The organism is Streptomyces spiralis, assembly GCF_014654675.1.
In the GTDB taxonomy this organism is placed as follows: domain Bacteria; phylum Actinomycetota; class Actinomycetes; order Streptomycetales; family Streptomycetaceae; genus Streptomyces; species Streptomyces spiralis.
Window position 1 is genome coordinate 395,729 of sequence record NZ_BNBC01000002.1, and the last position, 20,014, is coordinate 415,742.

The following is a 20,014-nucleotide window of genomic DNA, read 5'->3' on the forward strand; positions in this document are numbered from 1 at the left end:
CGCCGAGCGGGGGCAGGGCATGAGCGGCGGCATACCGCTGCGCAAGCGCCTGCTGGTCCGGCTGCTGATCGCCTCCGTCCTCATCGCCCTGTGCTCCGTCGCGGCGACGGCCTGGCTGGCGGTGGAGACCACCACCCGTGCCCTGCGCGAGGAGCAGGGCCAGGACCTCGCCGACGACATGGCCATCCTCGCCCGGCTGAGCGGCTACGCCGCCACGCACCCCGACTGGAAGGGCGTCGAGCCCACCGTGCGGGCCCTCGCCGCGCGGACCGGCCGCCGGATCGCCCTGACCACCACCGACCGCTCCCCCATCGCGGACTCCGCACCGCACGGCAGTCCGCTGCCACCGAGCGCCGCCGCCACCATCGACCCCCTGCACACCGACACCTACACCCAGCGCGGCGCACAGCTCGGCGGCCTCGACCCACGGGCCGTCGGTCCCTTCCTGCTGCCGGCCGCCGAACGGTCCGGGCTGGACCTGCTGGCAAGGAAGCGGCAGAGCTGCTTCCGCAGCCACGGCCTAGACACCACCATCCGGCGCACACCGAGCGGCCGCCCGTTCCTCACCGACACCGACACCGACGCGACGGGCCCCGCCGCCGCCACGCCGATCGAGTGCGCGGACGGCCGGCTCAACGCACCGACCCCCACCGAGCGGAAGGCCCTCGACGCGCTCGCGCGGCAGGCCCGTACCTGCCTCGGCCGCGAGGGCCTGGACCCGGACATCCCGCTGTTCGGGCTCTTCGACCCCACCGACAAGAGCCTGGGCAGCCGCGTCATCGTGGCCAAGTACGCCAGGTCGGGAGAGCTCGCGGCTTCGAAGAAGGCGCAGGACTGCGCCGACAGCGCCCGCCGCGCACAGCTCGACCCCTATGTCGCCCCGGTCGCCGAACTGTTCCTCGGCGGTGGGGACCGCACCGAACCCCGCTTCGTGATGTCCTCGGCCAACAAGGCCAAGATCGTCGGCGCGGCCGGTCTGGTGCTCGCCGTCACCGTCGCCGTGACGGCCGTGGTCGCCACCCGGCTCGTACGGCCCCTGCGCGCCCTGACCGAGGCAGCCCGGCAGCCGCCCGAACTCCACGTCCGGGTCCCGGTGACCACCCGGGACGAGACGGGCCTGCTCGCCGTGGCGTTCAACGCGCTCACCGAGCGCCGCGAGCGGCTGGAGGCCCAGCGCAAGGCGATGGTCAGCGACATCGCCCACGAACTGCGCAGCCCGCTCACCAACATCCGCGGCTGGCTGGAGGTCGCCCGGGACGGCCTCGTGGACCCCGACCCCGCCCTGCTGGCGTCCCTGCACGACGAGGCGCTGGTGCTCCAGCGGATCATCGACGACCTGCAGGACCTGGCCGCCGCAGACGCCGGCACCCTGCGCCTGCACCGGGAACCACTGCGCGCCCGCGACCTGCTCGACCAGGTGGCCGCGGCCCACCGCGTGGCCGCCGGCACCGCCGGTGTCGCCCTGCGCACCCGGGCGGACGGCGAACCCTGGCTGGACGCCGACCCCGTACGCATGCGGCAGGCGCTCGGCAACCTGGTCTCCAACGCCCTGCGCCACACACCCGCCGACGGCACGGTCAGCGTGGCCGCGCGCCTCGACGGCGACGAGGCCGTCCTCGAGGTCACCGACACCGGGTGCGGCATCGACCCGGCGGACCTGCCGCATGTCTTCGACCGGTTCTGGCGCGCGGAGAAGTCCCGCAGCCGCCGCACCGGCGGCAGCGGCCTCGGCCTCGCCATCGTCCGCCACCTGGCCGCCGCCCACGGCGGCACGGTCACGGCGGTCAGCGAACCCGGGAACGGAAGCGTCTTCAGCCTGCGGCTGCCCGCCGCCCCGCCACCGCCGGAGAGCCGGGTGACCTCTCCAAGCGGCCGGGGCGAGTGATTCCGGATCTGTGCCGCGCTGATTCCCGCGGCCCGAGCGCGGGTACCCCGAGCGCCTGAGGCACGAGGGAGATCACGGCATGAGCGCATCGGACGAGCTGCGGGTCGTGCACTCGCTGGCCGCACTGGCCGCCCTCGTCGAGCGGGACCGGGGTCTGTACGTCCGCTGGTCGCGCGGCCCCGGGACCGACATGGGCGCCACCTCCAGCACCGACGCCCTCACCGGCGTGTCCATGCCGGGCCTGTCGGCCAATCCGCTCGACCTGGAGGAGTGGTGGCAGGACCGGTCCGTGGAGCTGTGGGTGGCGCGCCGGCTGTACGACTACGCGCATCTGCCGCACGACAAGGGTCCCGGGGTCCGTCCCTGGGTCCTCAGGGGCCGGGAGACGGGCCGGGGCCCCGACAACGAGCCGCTGGTGGTCGACGTGGAGCCGCTGTGCTGGATCGCCTCCGGCGTCATCGAGGAGGCGCGGGCCGCGGTGAAGCGGCAGGAGGCGGAGTGGGGGACCATGCGCCGCTCCGGAGACTGACCGACCCGCACCCGGCGGTCACCTCGAGCGGCGACGGGCCGTGGCGCGACGCCGTTTGAGCCCGCGGCGTTCGCTCTCGGTGGTGGCGCCCCACACGCCGATGGTCTGGTCCGTGCTCAGCGCCCACTCCAGACACCGGTCCTGGACGGGACAGCGTCGGCACACCGCCTTGGCCTGTTCGATCTGCGCCAGTGCCGGGCCGGTCGTGCCGATCGGGAAGAAGAGGTCGGGGTCCTGCCCGCGGCATGCGGCGTGGTCTCGCCAGTGGTCCATGAGAAGTCACCTGTGATCGGAAGTCGTCTGTGCTCCGTGCCCTGAACATGTGCCTGTACATATACCTGTCCGGCATCGAGTCACCTGCCGCCGCGTGGGTGAAACGGCCCCGCACAGCGGGTCCTGCGATAGTGAACCCCGGACAGCAAGATGTAACGACCAACCAGGGACCCCGTGGACACCAGCGACACCACTGACACCACCGACACCTCGGACCACTCCGGCGACCGCCCGGAGCCCGCCGCCGGAACCGGCCGGCGCGGCTGGCGCCGCTGGGCCATGGACACCCGCCCCCTGCGGCGGCCCGCCTACCGCCGCCTGTGGTCGTCGACCATCGTCACCGCCGTCGGCAGCCAGCTCACCGCCGTCGCCGTGCCCAAGCAGATCTACGACATCACCGGCTCCTCGGCGTGGGTCGGCTACGCCGGCCTCGCCGGGCTGGTGCCCATGGTCGTGTTCGCGCTGTGGGGCGGCGCGGTCGCCGACACCGTGGACCGCCGCAAGCTGCTGCTGGTCACCAACAGCGGTATCGCCGTCACCTCGCTGCTGTTCTGGCTGCAGGCGGTGACCGGCCTGGAGTCGGTGGCGGTGCTGATGGTGCTGCTCGCCGTGCAGCAGGCCTTCTTCGGCCTGAACTCCCCGGCCCGCAACGCCTCCATCGCCCGGCTGGTCCCCGAGGAGGAACTCCCGGCGGCCAACGCGCTGGGTTCGACGGTCATGCAGACCGGCCTGGTGGCCGGGCCGCTGCTGGCCGGCGCGCTGATCCCCGTCATCGGCCTGCCCGAGCTGTACCTGATCGACGCCGTGGCCCTGTGCGTCACCGTGTGGGCGGTGGTGCGCCTGCCGTCGCTGCCGCCGCTGTCCGGGTCCGCCGCCCGCCGCGCCGGGGTGCGCGAGATCGCCGCCGGGTTCCGCTACATATCCGGTCACAAGGTGCTGCTGCTGTCCTTCCTCGCCGACATCATCGCCATGGTCTTCGGCATGCCCCGCGCCCTGTTCCCGCAGCTCGCCGCCGAGACCTACGCCCCCTACGGCGAGGGCCTCGCGCTGGGCCTGCTGTTCGCGGCCATCCCCATCGGCGCCGTGGTGGGCGGGTTGTTCTCCGGCACCTTCTCCCGGGCCCGCCGGCACGGCTGGATGGTCATCGGCGCGGTCACGGCCTGGGGCGCGGCCGTCGCCGGGTTCGGCCTGAGCCGCAACCTCTGGATCGCCGTGGCGTTCCTGGCCGCCGCCGGTGTCGCCGACATGGTCTCCATGGTGTTCCGCGGCGCGATCCTGCTGTCCGCCGCCACCGACGAGATGCGCGGCCGGATGCAGGGCGTCTTCACCGTCGTGGTCGCGGGCGGCCCGCGCCTGGCCGACGTGCTGCACGGCACGGCCGGCTCGGCCTTCGGCCCACGGGCCGCCGTCGCGGGCGGCGGGCTGCTGGTCGTCGCCCTGACGCTGGTCCTGGCGGCCGCCGTACCGGCGCTGCGCCGCTACCGCGTCTGAGCCCGAGGCCTCGCCGACGAGTCAGAGGCCGCGCCGGGGGATCGTGTACTGCTCCAGCAGCCTTCCCCGGGTCGTCTCCAGCCGGTTGGCGAGGACCTCGGCGACCGTCCGCACCAGCGACAGTCCGAGCAGCGGGTCCTCCACGCTCAGTGCCAGCACGGCCGGCCCGTCGAACTCGTAGGCGCGCACCGGGCTGAAGGCCTCGGCCCCGAAGTCCCACTCGTAGGGCGGGAACAGCCAGGACCAGCCGAGCAGGTCGCCCGCGCCCAGACTCGCCACGGTCACCCGCCGAAGGGCGGTGACCTGCTGGTCGAGGTGGACGGCGCCGGAGCGGATGACCCAGAATCGGTCGGCCGTGCCGCCGGCCTCGAAGATCCTGGTGTCCTCGGGGAAGGAGACTTCCTTCGCCAGCTCCATCAGGCGTTCGCGCTGCTTGTACGGGAGGGCGGTGAGCAGTTTTATCGCTTTGGTCATGACCGGAGGCTCCTCGCCGGCGTTCGCGGTTCCGCGCATGTGCCTAAGCCCATTTCAGCCGCTGCGCGCGCCCCGGGCACCTCGGCGGACCCGACTTCTGCCGGCGCAGCGCCGGGTACGGCGTCGCGCGGGCATGAAAAAGCCCTGGCTGGACGGGGGAAGCCAGCCAGGGCCGTATGCGGCGGTGTACGGAGGACGGTTCGAGTCGACCCCGTCACCGCGTATGGATGAACCGTAAACCATCTCGGCTCGGTTAACGCAGCCGAAACCGGCTCACGTGACGGGATTCACTCGCTCGGCGCCCGCCCGTCAGCACTCCCCGTCGTGCCGGCCGGGAGTGAGGATCTCGTCCAGCACTCTCAGCACGGTCTCGTAGGACACCACGCGCACCGCTGCCTCGCGCGCCCCGTCCGGATCGGTCGGCCCGAGCCTGTCGCGGCGGGCGCGCCACCGGTGCTCCTCCTCTTGCGCGCAGCACCTGGCGCGCTGCATGCGCCGCAGCAGCTCGTCTGAGTCCACGACTTCGGTCATGCCGTTCACATACCCGCGAGAGGCGCTGCGATGGCTCTCGCGCGCCGCCCGCTCGCCGGGAACCGGGGATGTTTGGCGTGGCCCGGAGAGGCTAGCCGAACACAAGAGGCCCGCGGAGCCGCACGGTACGAGGCTCTCGACCGACCCGCCGACGGGTCGGCAGCCGGTCCGGCCTTTTTCTTCATCGTCCGGGGAGTTCACCATCCAGGGAGCGAGGAGATGTGCGAGAAGCACAGGACCACCCCCACCCCCGCCGCCGCACCGCCGTCCGCCGTGGACCGGACCGGACGGCAGCCGAGGCCGTGCAAGCCGGCCGATGTCCGACGCGCGGTGGAACACGCGATCAGCGAGTGCTGCCGGGCCGGCCGGCCCTGCGACGCGCACGCCGTCTCCGACGCCCAGCTCGTCGCCTCCGAACTCACGACCAACGCCATCCTGCACGGCGGCGGCGTGACCGACTTCCATGTGGACGTGGTCGGACCGGACGTACGCGTCTGCGTCAGCGACCGCAGCGACCGGTTGCCGGTGGTCCAGCCCCCCGTGGACGGGCAGGGCCGGCGCCGGGTGGGCGGCCGCGGCTGGCCGATCGTGTGCCGGCTGGCGCGCGACGTACAGGTGTGCGACCTGCCCTCCGGCGGCAAGTGCATCAGCGTGGTGGTGCCGCTGATCTGATCCGGCCGGACACGACTCCTGCGGCCCCGTCCGAACCAGTAGCTGCACACCGGCAACTCCTCCGAACCCGTCCGACCAATTGATCCGATCCGGTCCGACACGGCGCCGCAGCACGTGGCCCGCCGCGAAGCGGCACCGAATGCGGCGTTTGTTCCTCCCACTCCAGGGCAGACGAAACCTCGTGCTTCGGACCGGAGGCGCGCCAGCGGGAGCGGTACGGCTGGCCGGAGGCCTCCAGGTCACCCCGACAACGTCCCCCCTTCCGCGGTCATTACCTGAAATCGTTCAGGAGCGATTCCGCATGCTCATTGATACGTCGACAAACCGTCACGGCGCCCCCGAAGACAATGCCGCTCCCGCCCGGCGGCCGCACGACGACGCACCCGACACCGCAGCCCTCTTCCGTCGCCTCGCCGCACTGGAGGACGGTCCCGAACGCGACTCGGTCCGCGACACACTCGTGACCGCGTGGCTGCCCATGGCCCACCGCATCGCGGGCCGCTTCCGCGACCGAGGAGAGTCGATCGAGGACCTGCGGCAGGTGGCGGCGCTGGGGCTGGTCAAGGCCATCGACCGGTTCGACCCGGAGCGCGGGGCCTTCGAGAGCTACGCCGTGCCCACCATCACCGGCGAGGTCAAGCGGCACTTCCGGGACCGGATGTGGGCCCTGAGGGTGCCCCGCCGCGTTCAGGAACTGCGCAACAAGGTGCGGGTGGCCCGCCGTGAACTCACCCAGAACCCCGGCAGCCCCGAACCCTCGGTCGCCGCAGTCGCCGCCCACACCGGACTGACGGAGGAGGAGGTCAGCACCGGGATGGAAGCGCTGGAGAGCTTCAGCACGCTCTCCCTGGACGCCGAGCTGTCCACCGGCGCCGACGGCTACAGCCTCGCCGACACACTCGGCTCCGCGGACACCTCGTACGACGTCGTCGTCGACCGGGAGTCGGCGAAGGCAGGGCTGCGCCGGCTCCCCGAACGCGAACGCGCCATCCTCTACATGCGCTTCTTCGAGGACATGACGCAGAGCCGTATCGCCGACCGGCTGGGCATCTCCCAGATGCACGTCTCCCGGCTCATCAGCCGCAGCTGCGCGCGGGTGCGCGACGAGGTGCTGGCGGAACGGGCGAACCGGCGCGGCGGCGGCAGCGGGTCACCGCCGGCGTCCGCCTGAGCGTCCGGTTCGCAGGTCCTCGGTTCAGAAGTCCGTGGACAGGCCGCTCGCTTCGGCGATGCCGCGCAGCTCCTCGGTGTCCCGGTGCCGGTCGCGTATGTAGTCGGCGATCTCGGTCAGACGGGCCGGGTCCGAGGCGGTCGCCGCGTCGGTGACCACCCGGACCGGGCCGGTCTCCTCGATGTCCAGGACGACCAGCTCGTTGTCCAGCCGGCCGGTGACCGCGGTGGCGATGACCAGGGCGGCCTCGTCCCGGATCTCCTGCGGCAGGCCCTGGGTCTGGGGGCCCTCCAGCGGGAAGTCCGCGGTGGGCACTCCCTGCTCGCCCTGTTCGTGGATGGCCCGCAGGACCGGGGCGACGACGGCGAGCAGGCGTTCGTAGTCCTCTTCGGGCAACCGGATCCGCAGCAGGTCGAGGTACGCCTGCACGGCCCGGTCATCGGGCGGAAGCTCGTCTTCGTTCATCTGCTCCGTGTTCCCCGCCCTGCGCCGGTCAGACGTGACCCGGAAACGTTCAGCGCCGCGGGCTCGGCACCGGGACGCGCAGGGGGCGGGCCAGGCCGACCACGGACTCGTCCAGGCGCTGCAGATGGCGCAGCACCCGGTCGGTGACGCGGCCGTAGCGAGGGGTGCCGGGGGTCCCGTCCGCCCCCAGCAGGGAGGCGATGCTCGGGCCGGTCTCGATCGCGGCGGTGGCGCGCTCGTCGGCCACATGGTCGATGAGCACGGCGATGTTGCCGGTGATGCGAGCGCACACCTGACGCAGCCGCGGATCCGCGGCGATCGAGGGGTGAGTTGGCAGCAGCTCGGCGGTCGCCGCCAGCGAGCGGGCGTGGTACGCGCAGGTCTCCAGGAGCGCGAGCAGGTACTGGGCCGTGTTGCGCCGCGCCCGCAGCGGGGTGATCGGGTGCGTCAGCGGCTGCACCGCCGACCGCAGGTCGCCCAGTGCCTGGTCCAGGTCGCGCGCCTGGTCCAGCAGATCCGCCGCCGGTCCGCCGCTGAGCTGGTCGACCGCGGCCCCGGTGACGTCCGCGAGCCGCTCCAGCACGGTGACGAGCAGCTCGTTCGTACGGCGGTCGGTGCGCACCGGCAGCACCACCGCCGCCGCGATGATCCCGCAGGCCGCGCCCAGCGCGGTCTCCTCGATGCGCAGCACCAGCACCGCCAGGCTGTAGGTGTGCAGCAGCGTGTACAGCAGACCCAGTGCCGCGGTGACGAAGAACGACATCAGCGTGTACGACAGCGGCGCCGTGTAGAACATCGCGAACACGAAGAGCAGCACCAGTGCCAGCGCCGTCCAGGTGTGCGGTCCGACCAGCCCGGCCAGGACGATACCGGCCACGACCCCGAGCACGGTGCCCAGCAGCCGGCGGTAGCCCTTGACCAGGACCTCGCCCGTGGAGGAGGTGTTGAGAAACACGATCCAGCAGGTCAGCACCGCCCAGTACCAGCGCTGGGCGGACAGGAACTCGCCGCCGACGATGGCCAGCGCCGAGCCCAGCGCGACCTGCACGGCCGCCCGAGTGGTGGGCCGCCGCAGCCCGGTCAGGGGCTCCTCCTGCTCCCGCTCGCCCTCCACGGAGCCGGCGATGGAGGCGTTCTCGGCCTCCAGTTCCTCGCGCGAGCGGACGGTGGCGGGTGCGTCGTCGGACTCGTCGTCCGGCGCCACGGCCAGCGCGATCCTCAGTCCCAGCACCGCCCGGGCGGCCTCGCCGATGCCGCGGAAGACGTCCTGCACGGCGGGCGGGGCGGGTGGCAGGTTCTCCTCCTCGCGGTAGCCGATGAGCCGGTTGCGCACATGGACCATCGCGGTGCCGCCGCCCTCCCCGACGGGCCGCAATGCGAGCATCCCCAGCGCCCTCAGGTCGCGGCGCAACGTGCCGGTCGCCTCGTCCCGCACCGGCAGCCGGCCGCCCGACGGGACGGGAGCGCCCGGCAGGTGGAGGGTGAGCGTGTCGGTCCGCTCGCTGCTGCGGGCGCTCAGCAGAAGCAGCCCCAGCCGCTCGGCGGCGATCTCGGCGTCCGCGATCCGCCGCTGCAGCAGCCGGGCCACAGACGCGTCGGAGGTGCCCTCCTCCAGCCGGCCCTGGATCATCATGGCCGTCTCGTGCAGCCGGGCGGTGCCCTCGCGCACGGACTCCAGGGCCTTGCCCGCCTCGTCGGGACCGGCGTCCAGCAGCTCCAGCTGCGCCGACACCAACTGGGCCAGGCGCACCCGGAACGCCTCGCGCAGCCGTTGCAGAATGCCCGCCGGAGTCTCGTAGACGATCACGAAGCGCACCAGGGCGCTGGCGGCGAACGCGATCGCGACGACGCCGTACAGACTGGGCAGCGTGGCCGCGGTGGCGCCGACGAACAGGGACATGAAGTAGATCTGGAAGCCGATCAGGCCGAGCGCGTTGCCCCGGTCACCGAACCGCCGGCTGTAGACGGCGCAGAAGATCAGGACGACGAAGAAGGCGTCCCCGGCCACCACGTGCTGGTTGAGCAGCGCCGCCAGCGACACGGACGCCAGCGCCACCGGCAGGCCCAGGGCGAGGGTGACCGCCTGCCGGGCGCGCTGCTTCTCCCGGATGGCGAAGGTGGCCGCCATGGACGCGATCGCCCCCGCCACCAGATGCGCGACCGGTGCGCGCAGCGCCGTGAGCACGGCCAGTGTCAGCGCGATCGAACCCGCCGTCCGCGAACCCGCGGCCAGCCTCAGCAGCCCCGGGTCGGATGCCGTGACGCGATCCCGCAGCCGTGCCCAGACCGACGCCTTCGCCGCACTCACGCCGCCGTACTCTCCCGTTGCCGGTACTGATCAGGTTGGCCCCTCGCCACAGCATCGCACGCCCGGCCGCCGGGCCCGGCTCGGGCGTGGGTGCGGGGCGCCGGGCCCGTGCCGGGTCAGCCGGTCCTGGGGCGGGTACGTTCGACGTGCTCGCGTACCTGCTCGTTGGACATGTACGCGTCCGTGTACTCGAAGTCCTTGAGCTTGGCGGGCTTGCGGGCCTGGAAGCCGGTGCGTACGAAGTCGTCGCCGGCGACCGCGTTGAGCATCCAGTTCGTGGCGACGCGGGCCTTGGCGACATTGGTGCGCAGCGCCCCCAGGTGGTAGCCGCGGGCCACCACCTGGGCGGGCACCCCGTGCAGCTCGACACCCAGCGGCTTGGCGACCGCGTCCGCTCCGCCCAGGTCCACCACCAGGCCCAGGTCCTTGTGCTCGTACGGCCGCATCGGCAGGCCCCGCAGGGTCGCGATCAGGTTCTCCGCGACGCGCTTGCCCTGCCGCATGGCGTGCTGCGCGGTGGGCGGGCACACCGCGCCGTCGCCCTTGGCCAGGTCCGGCACGGCCGCGGAGTCGCCGAGCGCGAACACCCCGTCGTGGCCGGGCAGACACATCTCGGCGGTCACCGCGAGCCGTCCCTTGACCGTCTCCGCGCCGAGGGTGGCGATGAGCGGGCTCGCCGCCACCCCCGCCGTCCAGATCAGGGTGTGGGTGGGCACCACCCGGCCGTCGGTGAAGGTGACCTCCTCCGGGCCGGCCTTGGCGATGGACACACCCAGAGAGATCTCGATGCCCCGCCGGCGCAGGTCCTCCTGGGCGCTGCGGCCCAGCTTCTCGCCCAGTTCCGGCATCAGCCTGGGCGCGATGTCGATCAGATGCCACTTGATCAGCGCCGGATCCAGCCGCGGGTAGCGCTTGACGGCGGCGTGCGTCAGACGCTGCAGGCAGGCGGCGGTCTCGGTGCCGGCGTACCCGCCGCCGACGACCACGAACTGCAGCCGCGCGGCGCGTTCGGCCGGGTCGTCGCTGGCGTCGGCCAGGTCCAGCTGGGTGATGACGTGGTCGCGGATGTAGGCGGCCTCGGCGAGCGTCTTCATCCCGAAGGCGTTGTCCGTCAGACCGGGGATGTCGAACGTGCGGGTGATGCTTCCGGGGGCCAGCACGATGTAGTCGTACGGCTCGTCGACGATGCGGTCGGTGATGGTGCGGATGACGCACACCTTCGCCTTCAGGTCCACGCCGATGGCCCCGCCCGGGATGATCCGGGTGCGGTACTTCTCGCTGCGGCGCAGCGAGATGGCGATCGACTGGGGCGTCAGCACGCCGGAGGCGACCTGGGGGAGCAGCGGCAGGTAGAGCTGGTAGGCGAACGGCGTCACCAGGGTGACGTCGGCCTCGCGAGGGGCGAGCCTGCGCTCCAGGCGGCGCACGCACCCCACGCCGGCGAAGCCTGCGCCCACCACCAGGATCCTGGGTCGTGTCACGGTGTTCATCCCTTCCTGTCGAGCACCACCATGCCCGTCGAAGGCCGCAACCGCACCAGAAGCGGCCGTACCCGGATGTATTACCCGACTTACCCAGCCTCGTCCCCTGCTTCCTCTTCCCCGTCGGCCAGGGGGAGCGGTTCCCGTTCCCGGTCGACCAGGGCGAGCGCCTCGTCGACGGTCTCCGAGACCGGCACCGTGATGCTGACCCCGGTCAGGTCGAGAACGCGCCGCACGGCCGGCGCCGGGGCGATGATGTGCACACTGCCCGGGCGGTCGCGCACCTCCTGGTACACCCGCAGAATGATGTTCATGCCCGATGAGTCCATGAACGGGACGCCGTCCAGGTCGAGCAGGAAGTGCCGCCGGCCGTGGTGGAGCTGGTTGGCCAGATGGGCCTGCAGCTCGGTCGCGGTGTCGACGTCCAGATGGCCCTCGGCCTTGAGCAGGGCGACGTCCTCCCGGGGCACGGTGACCTCGACGGACAGCGGGTTCTGGGCAATGGGCACGAGTACCTCCAACGAGTGCTGATCGCACCCGCGTGTACCCCCGGACCGAACGGTCATGCGCGGGCGCACACGCCCGACATCGCGGGGGAGTTGGAGCCGGAGAGCCCGGGAACCGCCGGTGCTCACCACGGCAGGAACACGTGCACGTCCTTCCCGCTGTCGTTGACCACGACGCTGACCTGGTCGCTCAGCGTGTGGATCAGATGCCAGCCGATGCCTCCGCCGCCGCTGCTGGGACGGAAGGGGCGGGGGGCGGGCGGGGTGGTGCTGGTGTCGCTCAGTGTCACATGTACGCCGTCGAAGGTCCGGCGCATGCGCAGCACGAACGGTCCGGGCGCGTACTGCACGGCGTTCGCGGCCAGTTCGGTGACCACCAGCAGTATGTCGTCCCAGTGTTCGGGGGCCGTCGGCAGCGAGGTGCGCGCGAGATCGTCGAGGAACTCCTCCGCGGCGAGGCGCGCACCGGTCACATGGTGCAGCTCACCGGTGAAGTGAGCGGTGCGGCTCGGAATCCCCTCGGTAGCCAGTGTGTCGTCCCCAGGCGGCTCGGTTGCCATCTCGCCTTCCCCGCCCCGCGCGCGCGGAGCTTCGTCGTTCTTTCTTCCCTCCCGTCCGTCCCCCTGTCTAGTTCCCGTGGGTGTGGAGGCTACGCGTCGGCCTGTCGTGGGGCTCGTGTCTCAGCGGAAGACGTTGTCGGAGTCCTCCCAGTCGGCCGTCGGATCCTCGGCCGGGGGACGGCGCCGGCCGGGGGAGCGGGCCTGGTACATGGCGTCGATCTCGAAGGCGTAGCGCTCCACGATGGCGTCCCTGCGCAGCTTCATCGACGGTGTGAGCAGCCCGCCGGCCACGTCGAAGGGCTCCGGCAGCACCCGGAAGACTCGGATGGACTCCGAACGCGACACGGCGCTGTTGGCGGCCGCCACCGCCCGGCCGACCTCCTCGCGCAGCGCGTTCTCCTCGCGTGCCTCGCGGCCCGGCGCGTCGCCCTGCAGCGCGAGCGCCGCCCGCCAGTGCGCCAGGAACTCCGGGTCCAGGGTGATCAGCGCCCCCACGCACGGCCGGTTGTCGCCCACGACGACCGCCTGGTGGACCAGCGGATGCATTCTCAGGCGCTGCTCCAGCGGGGCCGGGGCCACGCTCTTGCCGCCGCTGGTGATGATGACGTCCTTCTTGCGCCCGGTGATCGTCAGATAGCCCTCGGAGTCCAGGTGCCCGATGTCGCCGGTGGCCAGCCAGCCGCCGCGCAGCACGGCGCGGGTGGCGGCCTCGTCGCCCACGTACCCCTGGAACACCGACGGCCCCCGCACCAGGATCTCCCCGTCGTCGGCCACCTGGATCTCGGTGCCCGGCAGGGCCTGGCCGACGGTGCCCGACTTCTCCCGGCCCAGCGGCTGCATGGTGACGCCGCCCGCGGTCTCCGTGAGCCCGTACCCGTCGTGCACATAGACGCCGATGCCCTCGTAGAAAAGGGAGAGGTCCCGGCTGAGCGGAGAGCCTCCGGAGGTCGCGCGCCGGACCCTGCCGCCGAGCGCGGCCCGCAGCCGCCGGTACACCGTCCGCTCGTACAGGGCGTGTTGCAGCCGCAGGTCGAAACCGGGGCCCGGGCCCCGGCCGAGCCGCTGCCGCTCCAGCGCCGCCGCGAAGTCGCGCGCCGTCCGGGCCGCCCGTTCGAACAGCGCGCCCCGGCCCGTCTGCTGCGCGGTGCGCAGAAAGTTCTTGTACAGCTTCTCGAAGACGGACGGCACGGCGTAGAAGTACGTCGGCCGGAAGGAGCGCAGCGCCGAAGCCAGCGCCGCCTCGCCCAGGTCAGGCTCGTGGCCCAGCAGGATCCCGCCGCGGACGCAGAGGCCCTGGACCATCAGGCCGTACACATGGGAGAACGGCAGGAACGCGAGGACGGAGGCCTGCTCGCCCGCAGGTGCGGCGGTGTGCCCCCAGCCCGCCAGCAGCGTGTCGCAGGGGCTCGCCAGCGCCCGGTGGCTCAGCGCGCAGCCCAGGGGGCGGCCGGAGGAGCCGGAAGTGTAGGCGATCGCGGCGGTGGCGTCCGGCAGCACGATCCGGCGCAGCGAGTCGACCGTGGTCGGGGGCACCGGCACGCCCCGCGCCACCAGCTGCTCCAGCGCCCCGGCGTCCAGCTGCCACACATGCCGCAGCAGGGGCAGCGATGCGCACACGGAGCCGACCGTCATCACACCCTGCTCGTCCTCGACGGCCACGGCCACGCATCCGGCGTCCCGCAGGATCCACTCGACCTGGTCCCGGGAGGAGGTCGGATAGATGGGGACGACCTCCGCCCCGACCGCCCACAGCGCGTAGGAGAGGACCGTCCACTCGTACCGGGTGCGCGCCATGACCGCCACCCGGTGGCCCGGCGCGATCCCGGACGCGACCAGTCCGCGGGCCAGGTCGGACACCTGGTCCCGCAGCTCCACGGCGGTCACCTCCTGCCATTCGGTGGAGCCGGCGGAGGCCCGGCGCGCGAGCACCGGAAGGAGGGGACGCAGCTCGGCGGTCTCGAAGACGCTGTCGGCGAGCCCGCCGGTCAGCGAGGAGACGGCGGACGGAGCGAGGGCGAAGTCGCGCATGCGCTGCTCCTGGTGTGTACGGAGAGTGACTCCGCAGGTGAGTGCCGTTGTCGGCGCGCGTCGAATCTAGCCGAGGTCAGCGCGGCCGGGGACCCGGAACGGCGATGTGGCTGTTTTGTGATCCGGGCCTGTTCGGGGAAACCCGTCGGGCATGAGTTACGTCAATCCAGATCCCGATCCCGAACGGACCCCCGGCCTGGAACCCGGGGGTGGGGTCCCGCCCGGCGAGACCCCGCCCGCGGAGAGCAGCATGCCCGAGGCGGGGCCCCGTCAGCCGGACAGCACCTCCAGGGGGTGGGCCAAGGCCCCGCTCGCCGTCATCATCATCCTCGTGCTGGTGCTCGCCTTCGGCTTCCTGGCCTACGCCCTGGGCCTGATCTTCTGACTCAGGCCTGGGTGTGGCGCACGCACGCGGTGACGACGTCCCGCAGGTTCCCGGTCCGCTCCATCACCTCGCGCTGGACCCGAGCGCCGTTGCCGCGGCGCAGCAACCGCCGGGTGGCCTCGCGGGCCCGGTCCAGGTCGCCGCTGTCGGCGAGCGCGTCGCCGACGTGGTCCAGCAGCGCCCGCACCACCGCCTCCGCCGGCAGCCGGCGCATGGTCAGCGGATGCAGCAGCTCCCGCTCCAGCCCCGCGCGGGCGGACTGCCACGCGGCCAGCCGCAGCAGGGTCACGCTGTGGTCCGCCGGCTCGTGGCCCGCCCGCCACTCACGGGCGGCGGTCTCCACCAGAGCGCGGGCGAGGGCCGCGACGAGCTGGGCGGTGTCGGCGTGCAGACACACGTCCGCGACCCGGATCTCCACCGTCGGATACCGTTCGGACAGCCGCGCGTCGAAGTAGGCCATCTTCTCGTCGAGGATCACGCCGGTGGCCACCATGTCCGCCACCCGCCGGTGGTAGCGCTCGGCCGACCCGAACAGCTCGGTCGGCCCGGCCGACGGCCAGCGGTCCCACACCCGGCTGCGGTAGCTGTCGTAGCGGGTGTCCTCGCCCTGCCAGAACGGTGAGTTGGCGCTGATCGCCAGCAGCACCGGCAGCCACGGCCGGATCCGGTCCACGACCGCGACGCCCTCCTCGTCCGACTCCACGGCCACATGCACATGCATTCCGCAGACGAGCTGTTCCCGGGTGGCGATGGCGTACTGCTCGGCCAGCCACTGGTAGCGGCGGTTGATGCTGATGGTGGGACTGACCGGCAGCGGGGAGGTGGCCAGCGCCGCTACCGCGCAGCCGATCTCCCCGGCGTGCCGGGCGGCCTCCTTGCGGCAGCGCACGATCTCCGCGCCGAGTTCCGCCATGTCCGTCTGCGGATGCGTGGCGAACTCCAGCATCTGGCCGTACAGCTCCTTCTCGAACACGTCCTGGCCCGCGTCGGCCGCCTCCGCGTGTGCCAGCACCGCCGCCGACAGGGCCCTTGGCTCACCGCTGTCCGGGGCGACCAGGAGGAGCTCCTCCTCCACTCCGACGGTCCGCACCTCTCGCCGCCCTTCCGTCTCCGCACCCCGACACCGGCCGGACAGCCGGGTCGTAGGACCCGGCTGCCCAGGGACGGCCCCCGGACACATGGGGCGCGCCACGCGCGTCCGTTCCGGCCCGGGGGCGCGGGCGCGTTCAGGCCGGATACGGCGTCAGCCAGACCGTGGCCAGCGGCGGCAGCGTGAGCCGGATGTGCCCGTCCTCCGGCTTGACCGGGTCCGGGTTGGTGACGTCGCTGCCGCCGTAGCGCGCGGCGTCGGTGTTGAGAGCCTCGCACCAGGCGGTGACGTCACCGGGCACGGCCAGGCGGTAGTCGTGGCGTACGACCGGCGAGAAGTTCGACACCGCCAGCAGCGGGGCGCCCTGGGCGTCGTGGCGCAGGAAGGCGTAGACGTTGTCGTCGGCGGCGTCCACCGCCACCCAGCGGAAGCCCTCCGGCCGGGTGTCGCGCTGCCACAGGGCTGGCGTGGCCCGGTAGAGCGTGTTCAGGTCGCGCACCAGGTCCCGCACCCCGCGGTGGTCGCCCGCCGCGCAGTAGCCGTCGTCGAGCAGCCACCACTCCGGCCCGTGCTCCTCGGAGAACTCACCGCCCTGCGCGAACTCCTGCCCCATGAACAGCAGTTGCTTGCCCGGGTGGGCCCACATGAAGCCGAGGTACGCGCGGTGGTTGGCCCGGCGCTGCCACCAGTCGCCGGGCATCTTCGACACCAGCGCCTGCTTGCCGTGCACCACCTCGTCGTGGGAGATCGGCAGCACGTAGTTCTCGCTGTAGGCGTACACCATCGCGAAGGTCATCTCGTGGTGGTGGTACTTGCGGTGCACCGGCTCCTTGCTCATGTACTGCAGCGAGTCGTGCATCCAGCCCATGTTCCACTTCAGCCCGAAGCCCAGCCCCCCGCAGTCGGTCGGCGCGGTCACCCCGCCCCAGGCGGTGGACTCCTCGGCGATGGTCACCACCCCCGGGGCCCGCCGGTAGACGGTGGCGTTCATCTCCTGGAGGAACGCCATGGCGTCCAGGTCCTCCCGGCCGCCGTACACGTTGGGCGTCCACTGGCCGGAGTCGCGCGAGTAGTCCAGGTAGAGCATGGAGGCCACGGCGTCCACGCGCAGCCCGTCGATGTGGAACTCCTCGCACCAGTAGACGGCGTTCGCGACCAGGAAGTTGCGCACCTCGGTGCGGGCGTAGTCGAACTCGTACGTCCCCCAGTCGGGGTGCTCGGCGCGCTGCGCGTTCCCCGGCTCGTACAGCGGGTCCCCGTCGAAGCGGGCCAGCGCCCAGTCGTCCTTCGGGAAGTGCGCCGGCACCCAGTCCATGATCACGCCGAGGCCGGCCCGGTGGCAGGCGTCCACGAAGTACCGGAAGTCGTCCGGGGAGCCCAGGCGGGAGGTCGGGGCGTAGTAGGAGGTCACCTGGTAGCCCCAGGAGCCGCCGAAGGGGTGCTCGGCGACCGGCATCAGTTCCACATGGGTGAAGCCCAGGTCCTTCACGTACGCCGGGAGCTGCTCGGCCAGTTCCCGGTAGCCCAGCCCCTTGCGCCAGGACGGCAGGTGCACCTCGTACACCGAGAACGGCGCCTCGTGCACCGGTGTGTCCCCGCGGTGGGCCATCCACTCCGCGTCGCCCCACTCATGGTGCGAGGCGGTCACGATCGAGGCCGTGTCCGGCGGCACCTCCGTGCGCCGGGCCATCGGGTCGGCCTTGAGGAACCGGCCGCCGTACTGCGAGGTGATCTCGAACTTGTACCGCGTGCCCTCGCCGACGCCCGGCAGGAACAGCTCCCACACCCCGGCGGCGCCGAGCGAGCGCATCGGGAACGTGGTCCCGTCCCAGTAGGTGAAGTCCGCGGCCACCCGGACACCGCGGGCGTTCGGCGCCCACACCGTGAAGCGGGTGCCGGTCACGCCCTGGTGGGTCATCGGCTCCGCGCCCAGCGCCTTCCACAGCTCCTCGTGCCGGCCCTCCCGGATCAGGTGCAGGTCGAGCTCGCCGAGGGCGGGCAGGAAGCGGTAGGGGTCGTGGACCTCGTACTCGTCCTGCCCGTAGGCGACCACCAGCGTGTACGCGGGGATCCCGGCCAGCGGCAGCACGGCCGAGAACAGGCCGTCGCCCTCGGAGACGAGCGGGACGCGCTCGCCGTCGGCCACCACGCTCACCGCGTCGGCGAACGGACGCAGCGCCCGGAAGGCGATCCCGCCCTGCACCGGATGCGCGCCGAGGAGCGCGTGCGGATCGTGATGGGCGCCGGACAGCAGGCGCTCACGGTCGGCGGGGTCCAGGGGCGGGGCCGCCTGGGTCCGGGTCCGGGTCCGTGCCGCAGTGGGCGGGACGGGGCCGGACGGCTCGGGAAGTGACGTGTCGCGCAGTGCCACCGGTTCAGCCTCCTCTCACGGCGAGACGTTCGATCGCCGCCATCGGTACGGCGAGCCAGTCGGGGCGGTGCCGGGCCTCGTACAGCACTTCGTACACGGCACGGTCCGTCTCGTAGGCCCGCAGCAGGGCGTGTTTCTTACGGGGATCCCAGCCGGCGCGGGAGGCATAGCCGGCGCAGTACGCCTCCCGGCAGCGGCGCGCCCACTCCGGCCGCCACGGGCGGCGCTGGCGGGCGGCGTAGTCGAAGGAGCGCAGCATCCCGGCGACGTCCCGCACCGGGGACTCGGGGAGGCGGCGCTCGGCGAGCGGACGGGACGGCTCGCCCTCGAAGTCGATGACGAACCACTCGCGACCGGCCCGCAGCACCTGGCCGAGGTGCAGATCGCCGTGGATGCGCTGGGCGGCCGGCCCGGCGTCGCAGCTGACCAGCGCGGCGAACGCGGTCCGCAGCCGCGCCGCGTACGGCCTCAGCGCGGCCACGCTGTGCGCCGCCGCCTCCAGCCGCTCGGCCATCGCGGTCGCCGTCCGGGCGACCTCCCGGTGCCCGCTGGTGGGGAAGGCCTCGGCCAGCGCCAGGTGCACCTCCGCCGTGGCCTGTCCCAGCTGGTGCGCCTGTGCGGTGAAGTCGTCGCCCGTGGCCAGCGCCCGCAGCGCCAGCGTCCAGCCGTCGGCCGCGTCCGGCAGAAAGGGCTGGAGCACGCCGAGGGTGGCCTCCTCCGGCCGGGTGGTGCGCAGCCAGGCCACCGGGGCGGGGACCCGGCTGCACCCCTGCCGGGCCAGGGCCCACGGCACCTCCAGGTCCGGGTTGACGCCCGGCTGGATCCGGCGGAAGACCTTCAGGATGAACTCGTCGCCGTACACGATCGAGGAGTTGGACTGCTCGGCGTCCAGCAGCCGCGGCACCAGGCCCCCGGGGATCAGCACGGACGGATCGACCTCGAAGCGCAGGGGGCCCGATGTGCCGGGGTGGCGCAGCCGCTCCAGCAGCAGCTGCGCAGAGCGCGGGTCGCACAGCGCGTCGTAGACCGCCAGCCCGGCCAGCGGCCCCTCCTGCGGACGGCCGATGAAGGCCCGGTGCAGTCGCGGGGCGAGCTGCTCCCGCACTCCGAGCAGCAGTTGGTAGCAGTCGGCGGGCGGGGGCGCGGTCGTGCCGGCCGGGGCGGGGACACCGCCGTGGCCGGCGGGGACCCCCGCGTGTTCGGTGTGGACCAGCAGATGCAGACAGCCCGGGAACAGCTCGGTCATCGACAGCAGCCGCAGATCGGTGACGGGCCGGTCCTTGCCGGCGAACCAGCGCTGGCGCGGCAGCCATTCGCGCAGCAGCGACCCGAGCGAGGCCATGGGCCCGGCCAGGCCCGCGGTGCTCGGTTGCAGGGATGCGGCCCTCTGCATGGTCACGCCTCCTCCTCTCTCGGCCGCAGGCTCAAACTCGTCGGCCGATCCGGGATGCGACCTTGGTGAGCCGGAACCAGTAGAAGCCGTGTCCCGCCAGGGTCAGCAGATAGGGGAGTTCGCCGATGGCCGGGAAGCGGACCCCGCCGATGAGCTCGACCGGGTGCCGTCCGTCGAAGGCGCGCAGATCCAGTTCGGTGGGCTGGGCGAAGCGCGAGAAGTTGTGCACGCACAGGACCAGGTCGTCCTTGTACTCGCGCAGGAACGCGATGACCGCGGGGTTGGAGGACTGCAGTTCGGTGTAGGAGCCGAGTCCGAAGGCGTGGTTCTGCTTGCGGATCTCGATCATGCGGCGGGTCCAGTGCAGCAGCGAGGACGGCGAGGACATGGAGGCCTCGACG

General features: G+C 72.6%; 19 protein-coding genes. 6 read left to right on the top strand and 13 right to left on the bottom strand.

Annotated elements, in window-relative coordinates:
* Positions 1–19 precede the first annotated feature (19 nt).
* Positions 20–1,885, top strand: coding sequence for a sensor histidine kinase (locus IE318_RS04175; protein WP_189896391.1), 1,866 nt, complete (start codon positions 20–22; stop codon positions 1,883–1,885).
* A gap of 79 nt (positions 1,886–1,964) precedes the next feature.
* A complete protein-coding gene (locus tag IE318_RS04180) occupies positions 1,965–2,414 on the top strand; it encodes a DUF6098 family protein (RefSeq protein ID WP_189896394.1) in 450 nt (149 codons plus the stop codon).
* Positions 2,415–2,432: 18 nt separating this feature from the next.
* Here IE318_RS04180 and IE318_RS04185 read toward each other — a convergent pair whose 3' ends face one another.
* On the bottom strand, positions 2,433–2,687 hold the full coding sequence (locus IE318_RS04185) for a WhiB family transcriptional regulator (RefSeq protein WP_189896397.1): 255 nt from the start codon (positions 2,685–2,687) through the stop codon (positions 2,433–2,435).
* A 174-nt stretch (positions 2,688–2,861) separates the two neighbouring features.
* Between IE318_RS04185 and IE318_RS04190 the strand changes: the two genes are divergently transcribed.
* Positions 2,862–4,178: an MFS transporter gene (locus IE318_RS04190; RefSeq protein ID WP_189896399.1), complete on the top strand. Its 1,317-nt coding sequence runs from the start codon at positions 2,862–2,864 to the stop codon at positions 4,176–4,178.
* A 21-nt stretch (positions 4,179–4,199) separates the two neighbouring features.
* Here IE318_RS04190 and IE318_RS04195 read toward each other — a convergent pair whose 3' ends face one another.
* Both IE318_RS04195 and IE318_RS04200 read right to left on the bottom strand, forming a co-directional pair.
* Entirely contained in the window at positions 4,200–4,652 is a 453-nt protein-coding gene (locus tag IE318_RS04195) for a cyclic nucleotide-binding domain-containing protein (protein ID WP_030181218.1), read from the bottom strand.
* Between the two features lie 309 nt (positions 4,653–4,961).
* Positions 4,962–5,183 carry a hypothetical protein gene (locus tag IE318_RS04200; RefSeq protein WP_030181220.1) on the bottom strand — a complete coding sequence of 74 codons (222 nt, stop codon included), beginning with the start codon at positions 5,181–5,183 and terminating at the stop codon, positions 4,962–4,964.
* 219 nt (positions 5,184–5,402) lie between these two features.
* Here IE318_RS04200 and IE318_RS04205 point away from each other — a divergent pair, with 219 nt between their 5' ends.
* Both IE318_RS04205 and IE318_RS04210 read left to right on the top strand, forming a co-directional pair.
* Complete coding sequence (locus IE318_RS04205) at positions 5,403–5,855, top strand: ATP-binding protein (protein ID WP_189896401.1); 453 nt, start codon at positions 5,403–5,405, stop codon at positions 5,853–5,855.
* 301 nt (positions 5,856–6,156) lie between these two features.
* Positions 6,157–7,026: a SigB/SigF/SigG family RNA polymerase sigma factor gene (locus IE318_RS04210; protein ID WP_030181225.1), complete on the top strand. Its 870-nt coding sequence runs from the start codon at positions 6,157–6,159 to the stop codon at positions 7,024–7,026.
* A 24-nt stretch (positions 7,027–7,050) separates the two neighbouring features.
* Here the strand turns inward: IE318_RS04210 and IE318_RS04215 are convergent, their stop codons facing one another.
* The 6 genes from IE318_RS04215 to IE318_RS04240 all read right to left on the bottom strand — a co-directional run bounded on the left by IE318_RS04215 (position 7,051) and on the right by IE318_RS04240 (position 14,374).
* Positions 7,051–7,491, bottom strand: coding sequence for a hypothetical protein (locus IE318_RS04215; RefSeq protein WP_030181227.1), 441 nt, complete (start codon positions 7,489–7,491; stop codon positions 7,051–7,053).
* A gap of 49 nt (positions 7,492–7,540) precedes the next feature.
* Entirely contained in the window at positions 7,541–9,799 is a 2,259-nt protein-coding gene (locus tag IE318_RS04220) for an FUSC family protein (RefSeq protein WP_373311056.1), read from the bottom strand.
* Between the two features lie 116 nt (positions 9,800–9,915).
* Positions 9,916–11,289 carry an NAD(P)/FAD-dependent oxidoreductase gene (locus IE318_RS04225; protein WP_030181235.1) on the bottom strand — a complete coding sequence of 458 codons (1,374 nt, stop codon included), beginning with the start codon at positions 11,287–11,289 and terminating at the stop codon, positions 9,916–9,918.
* An 80-nt stretch (positions 11,290–11,369) separates the two neighbouring features.
* Positions 11,370–11,789, bottom strand: coding sequence for an STAS domain-containing protein (locus tag IE318_RS04230; RefSeq protein WP_189896404.1), 420 nt, complete (start codon positions 11,787–11,789; stop codon positions 11,370–11,372).
* A 122-nt stretch (positions 11,790–11,911) separates the two neighbouring features.
* Entirely contained in the window at positions 11,912–12,346 is a 435-nt protein-coding gene (locus IE318_RS04235; protein ID WP_189896407.1) for an ATP-binding protein, read from the bottom strand.
* 120 nt (positions 12,347–12,466) lie between these two features.
* A complete protein-coding gene (locus tag IE318_RS04240; protein WP_189896410.1) occupies positions 12,467–14,374 on the bottom strand; it encodes an AMP-dependent synthetase/ligase in 1,908 nt (635 codons plus the stop codon).
* Positions 14,375–14,525: 151 nt separating this feature from the next.
* Here IE318_RS04240 and IE318_RS04245 point away from each other — a divergent pair, with 151 nt between their 5' ends.
* Positions 14,526–14,759, top strand: coding sequence for a DUF6480 family protein (locus IE318_RS04245; RefSeq protein WP_030181249.1), 234 nt, complete (start codon positions 14,526–14,528; stop codon positions 14,757–14,759).
* A gap of 1 nt (position 14,760) precedes the next feature.
* On the opposite strand, the gene IE318_RS04250 is transcribed toward IE318_RS04245, so the two are convergent.
* The 4 genes from IE318_RS04250 to IE318_RS04265 all read right to left on the bottom strand — a co-directional run.
* Complete coding sequence (locus IE318_RS04250; RefSeq protein ID WP_189896412.1) at positions 14,761–15,849, bottom strand: glutamate--cysteine ligase 2; 1,089 nt, start codon at positions 15,847–15,849, stop codon at positions 14,761–14,763.
* Positions 15,850–15,985: 136 nt separating this feature from the next.
* On the bottom strand, positions 15,986–18,220 hold the full coding sequence (glgB, locus tag IE318_RS04255) for a 1,4-alpha-glucan branching enzyme (protein WP_189896414.1): 2,235 nt from the start codon (positions 18,218–18,220) through the stop codon (positions 15,986–15,988).
* Between the two features lie 4 nt (positions 18,221–18,224).
* Complete coding sequence (locus IE318_RS04260; protein WP_189896465.1) at positions 18,225–19,613, bottom strand: maltokinase N-terminal cap-like domain-containing protein; 1,389 nt, start codon at positions 19,611–19,613, stop codon at positions 18,225–18,227.
* A gap of 31 nt (positions 19,614–19,644) precedes the next feature.
* Positions 19,645–20,014: alpha-glucosidase C-terminal domain-containing protein (locus IE318_RS04265; RefSeq protein WP_189896415.1), on the bottom strand; the 370-nt coding region annotated here is incomplete at its 5' end.

Bases quoted from the DNA above. Each gene is read 5' to 3' on its own strand.
- IE318_RS04175 (WP_189896391.1), top strand. From the start codon at position 20: ATGAGCGGCGGCATACCGCTGCGCAAGCGCCTGCTGGTCCGGCTGCTG.
- IE318_RS04180 (WP_189896394.1), top strand. From the start codon at position 1,965: ATGAGCGCATCGGACGAGCTGCGGGTCGTGCACTCGCTGGCCGCACTG.
- IE318_RS04185 (WP_189896397.1), bottom strand. From the start codon at position 2,687: ATGGACCACTGGCGAGACCACGCCGCATGCCGCGGGCAGGACCCCGAC.
- IE318_RS04195 (WP_030181218.1), bottom strand. From the start codon at position 4,652: ATGACCAAAGCGATAAAACTGCTCACCGCCCTCCCGTACAAGCAGCGC.
- IE318_RS04200 (WP_030181220.1), bottom strand. From the start codon at position 5,183: ATGACCGAAGTCGTGGACTCAGACGAGCTGCTGCGGCGCATGCAGCGC.
- IE318_RS04205 (WP_189896401.1), top strand. From the start codon at position 5,403: ATGTGCGAGAAGCACAGGACCACCCCCACCCCCGCCGCCGCACCGCCG.
- IE318_RS04210 (WP_030181225.1), top strand. From the start codon at position 6,157: ATGCTCATTGATACGTCGACAAACCGTCACGGCGCCCCCGAAGACAAT.
- IE318_RS04215 (WP_030181227.1), bottom strand. From the start codon at position 7,491: ATGAACGAAGACGAGCTTCCGCCCGATGACCGGGCCGTGCAGGCGTAC.
- IE318_RS04225 (WP_030181235.1), bottom strand. From the start codon at position 11,289: ATGAACACCGTGACACGACCCAGGATCCTGGTGGTGGGCGCAGGCTTC.
- IE318_RS04235 (WP_189896407.1), bottom strand. From the start codon at position 12,346: ATGGCAACCGAGCCGCCTGGGGACGACACACTGGCTACCGAGGGGATT.
- IE318_RS04240 (WP_189896410.1), bottom strand. From the start codon at position 14,374: ATGCGCGACTTCGCCCTCGCTCCGTCCGCCGTCTCCTCGCTGACCGGC.
- IE318_RS04245 (WP_030181249.1), top strand. From the start codon at position 14,526: ATGAGTTACGTCAATCCAGATCCCGATCCCGAACGGACCCCCGGCCTG.
- IE318_RS04260 (WP_189896465.1), bottom strand. From the start codon at position 19,613: ATGCAGAGGGCCGCATCCCTGCAACCGAGCACCGCGGGCCTGGCCGGG.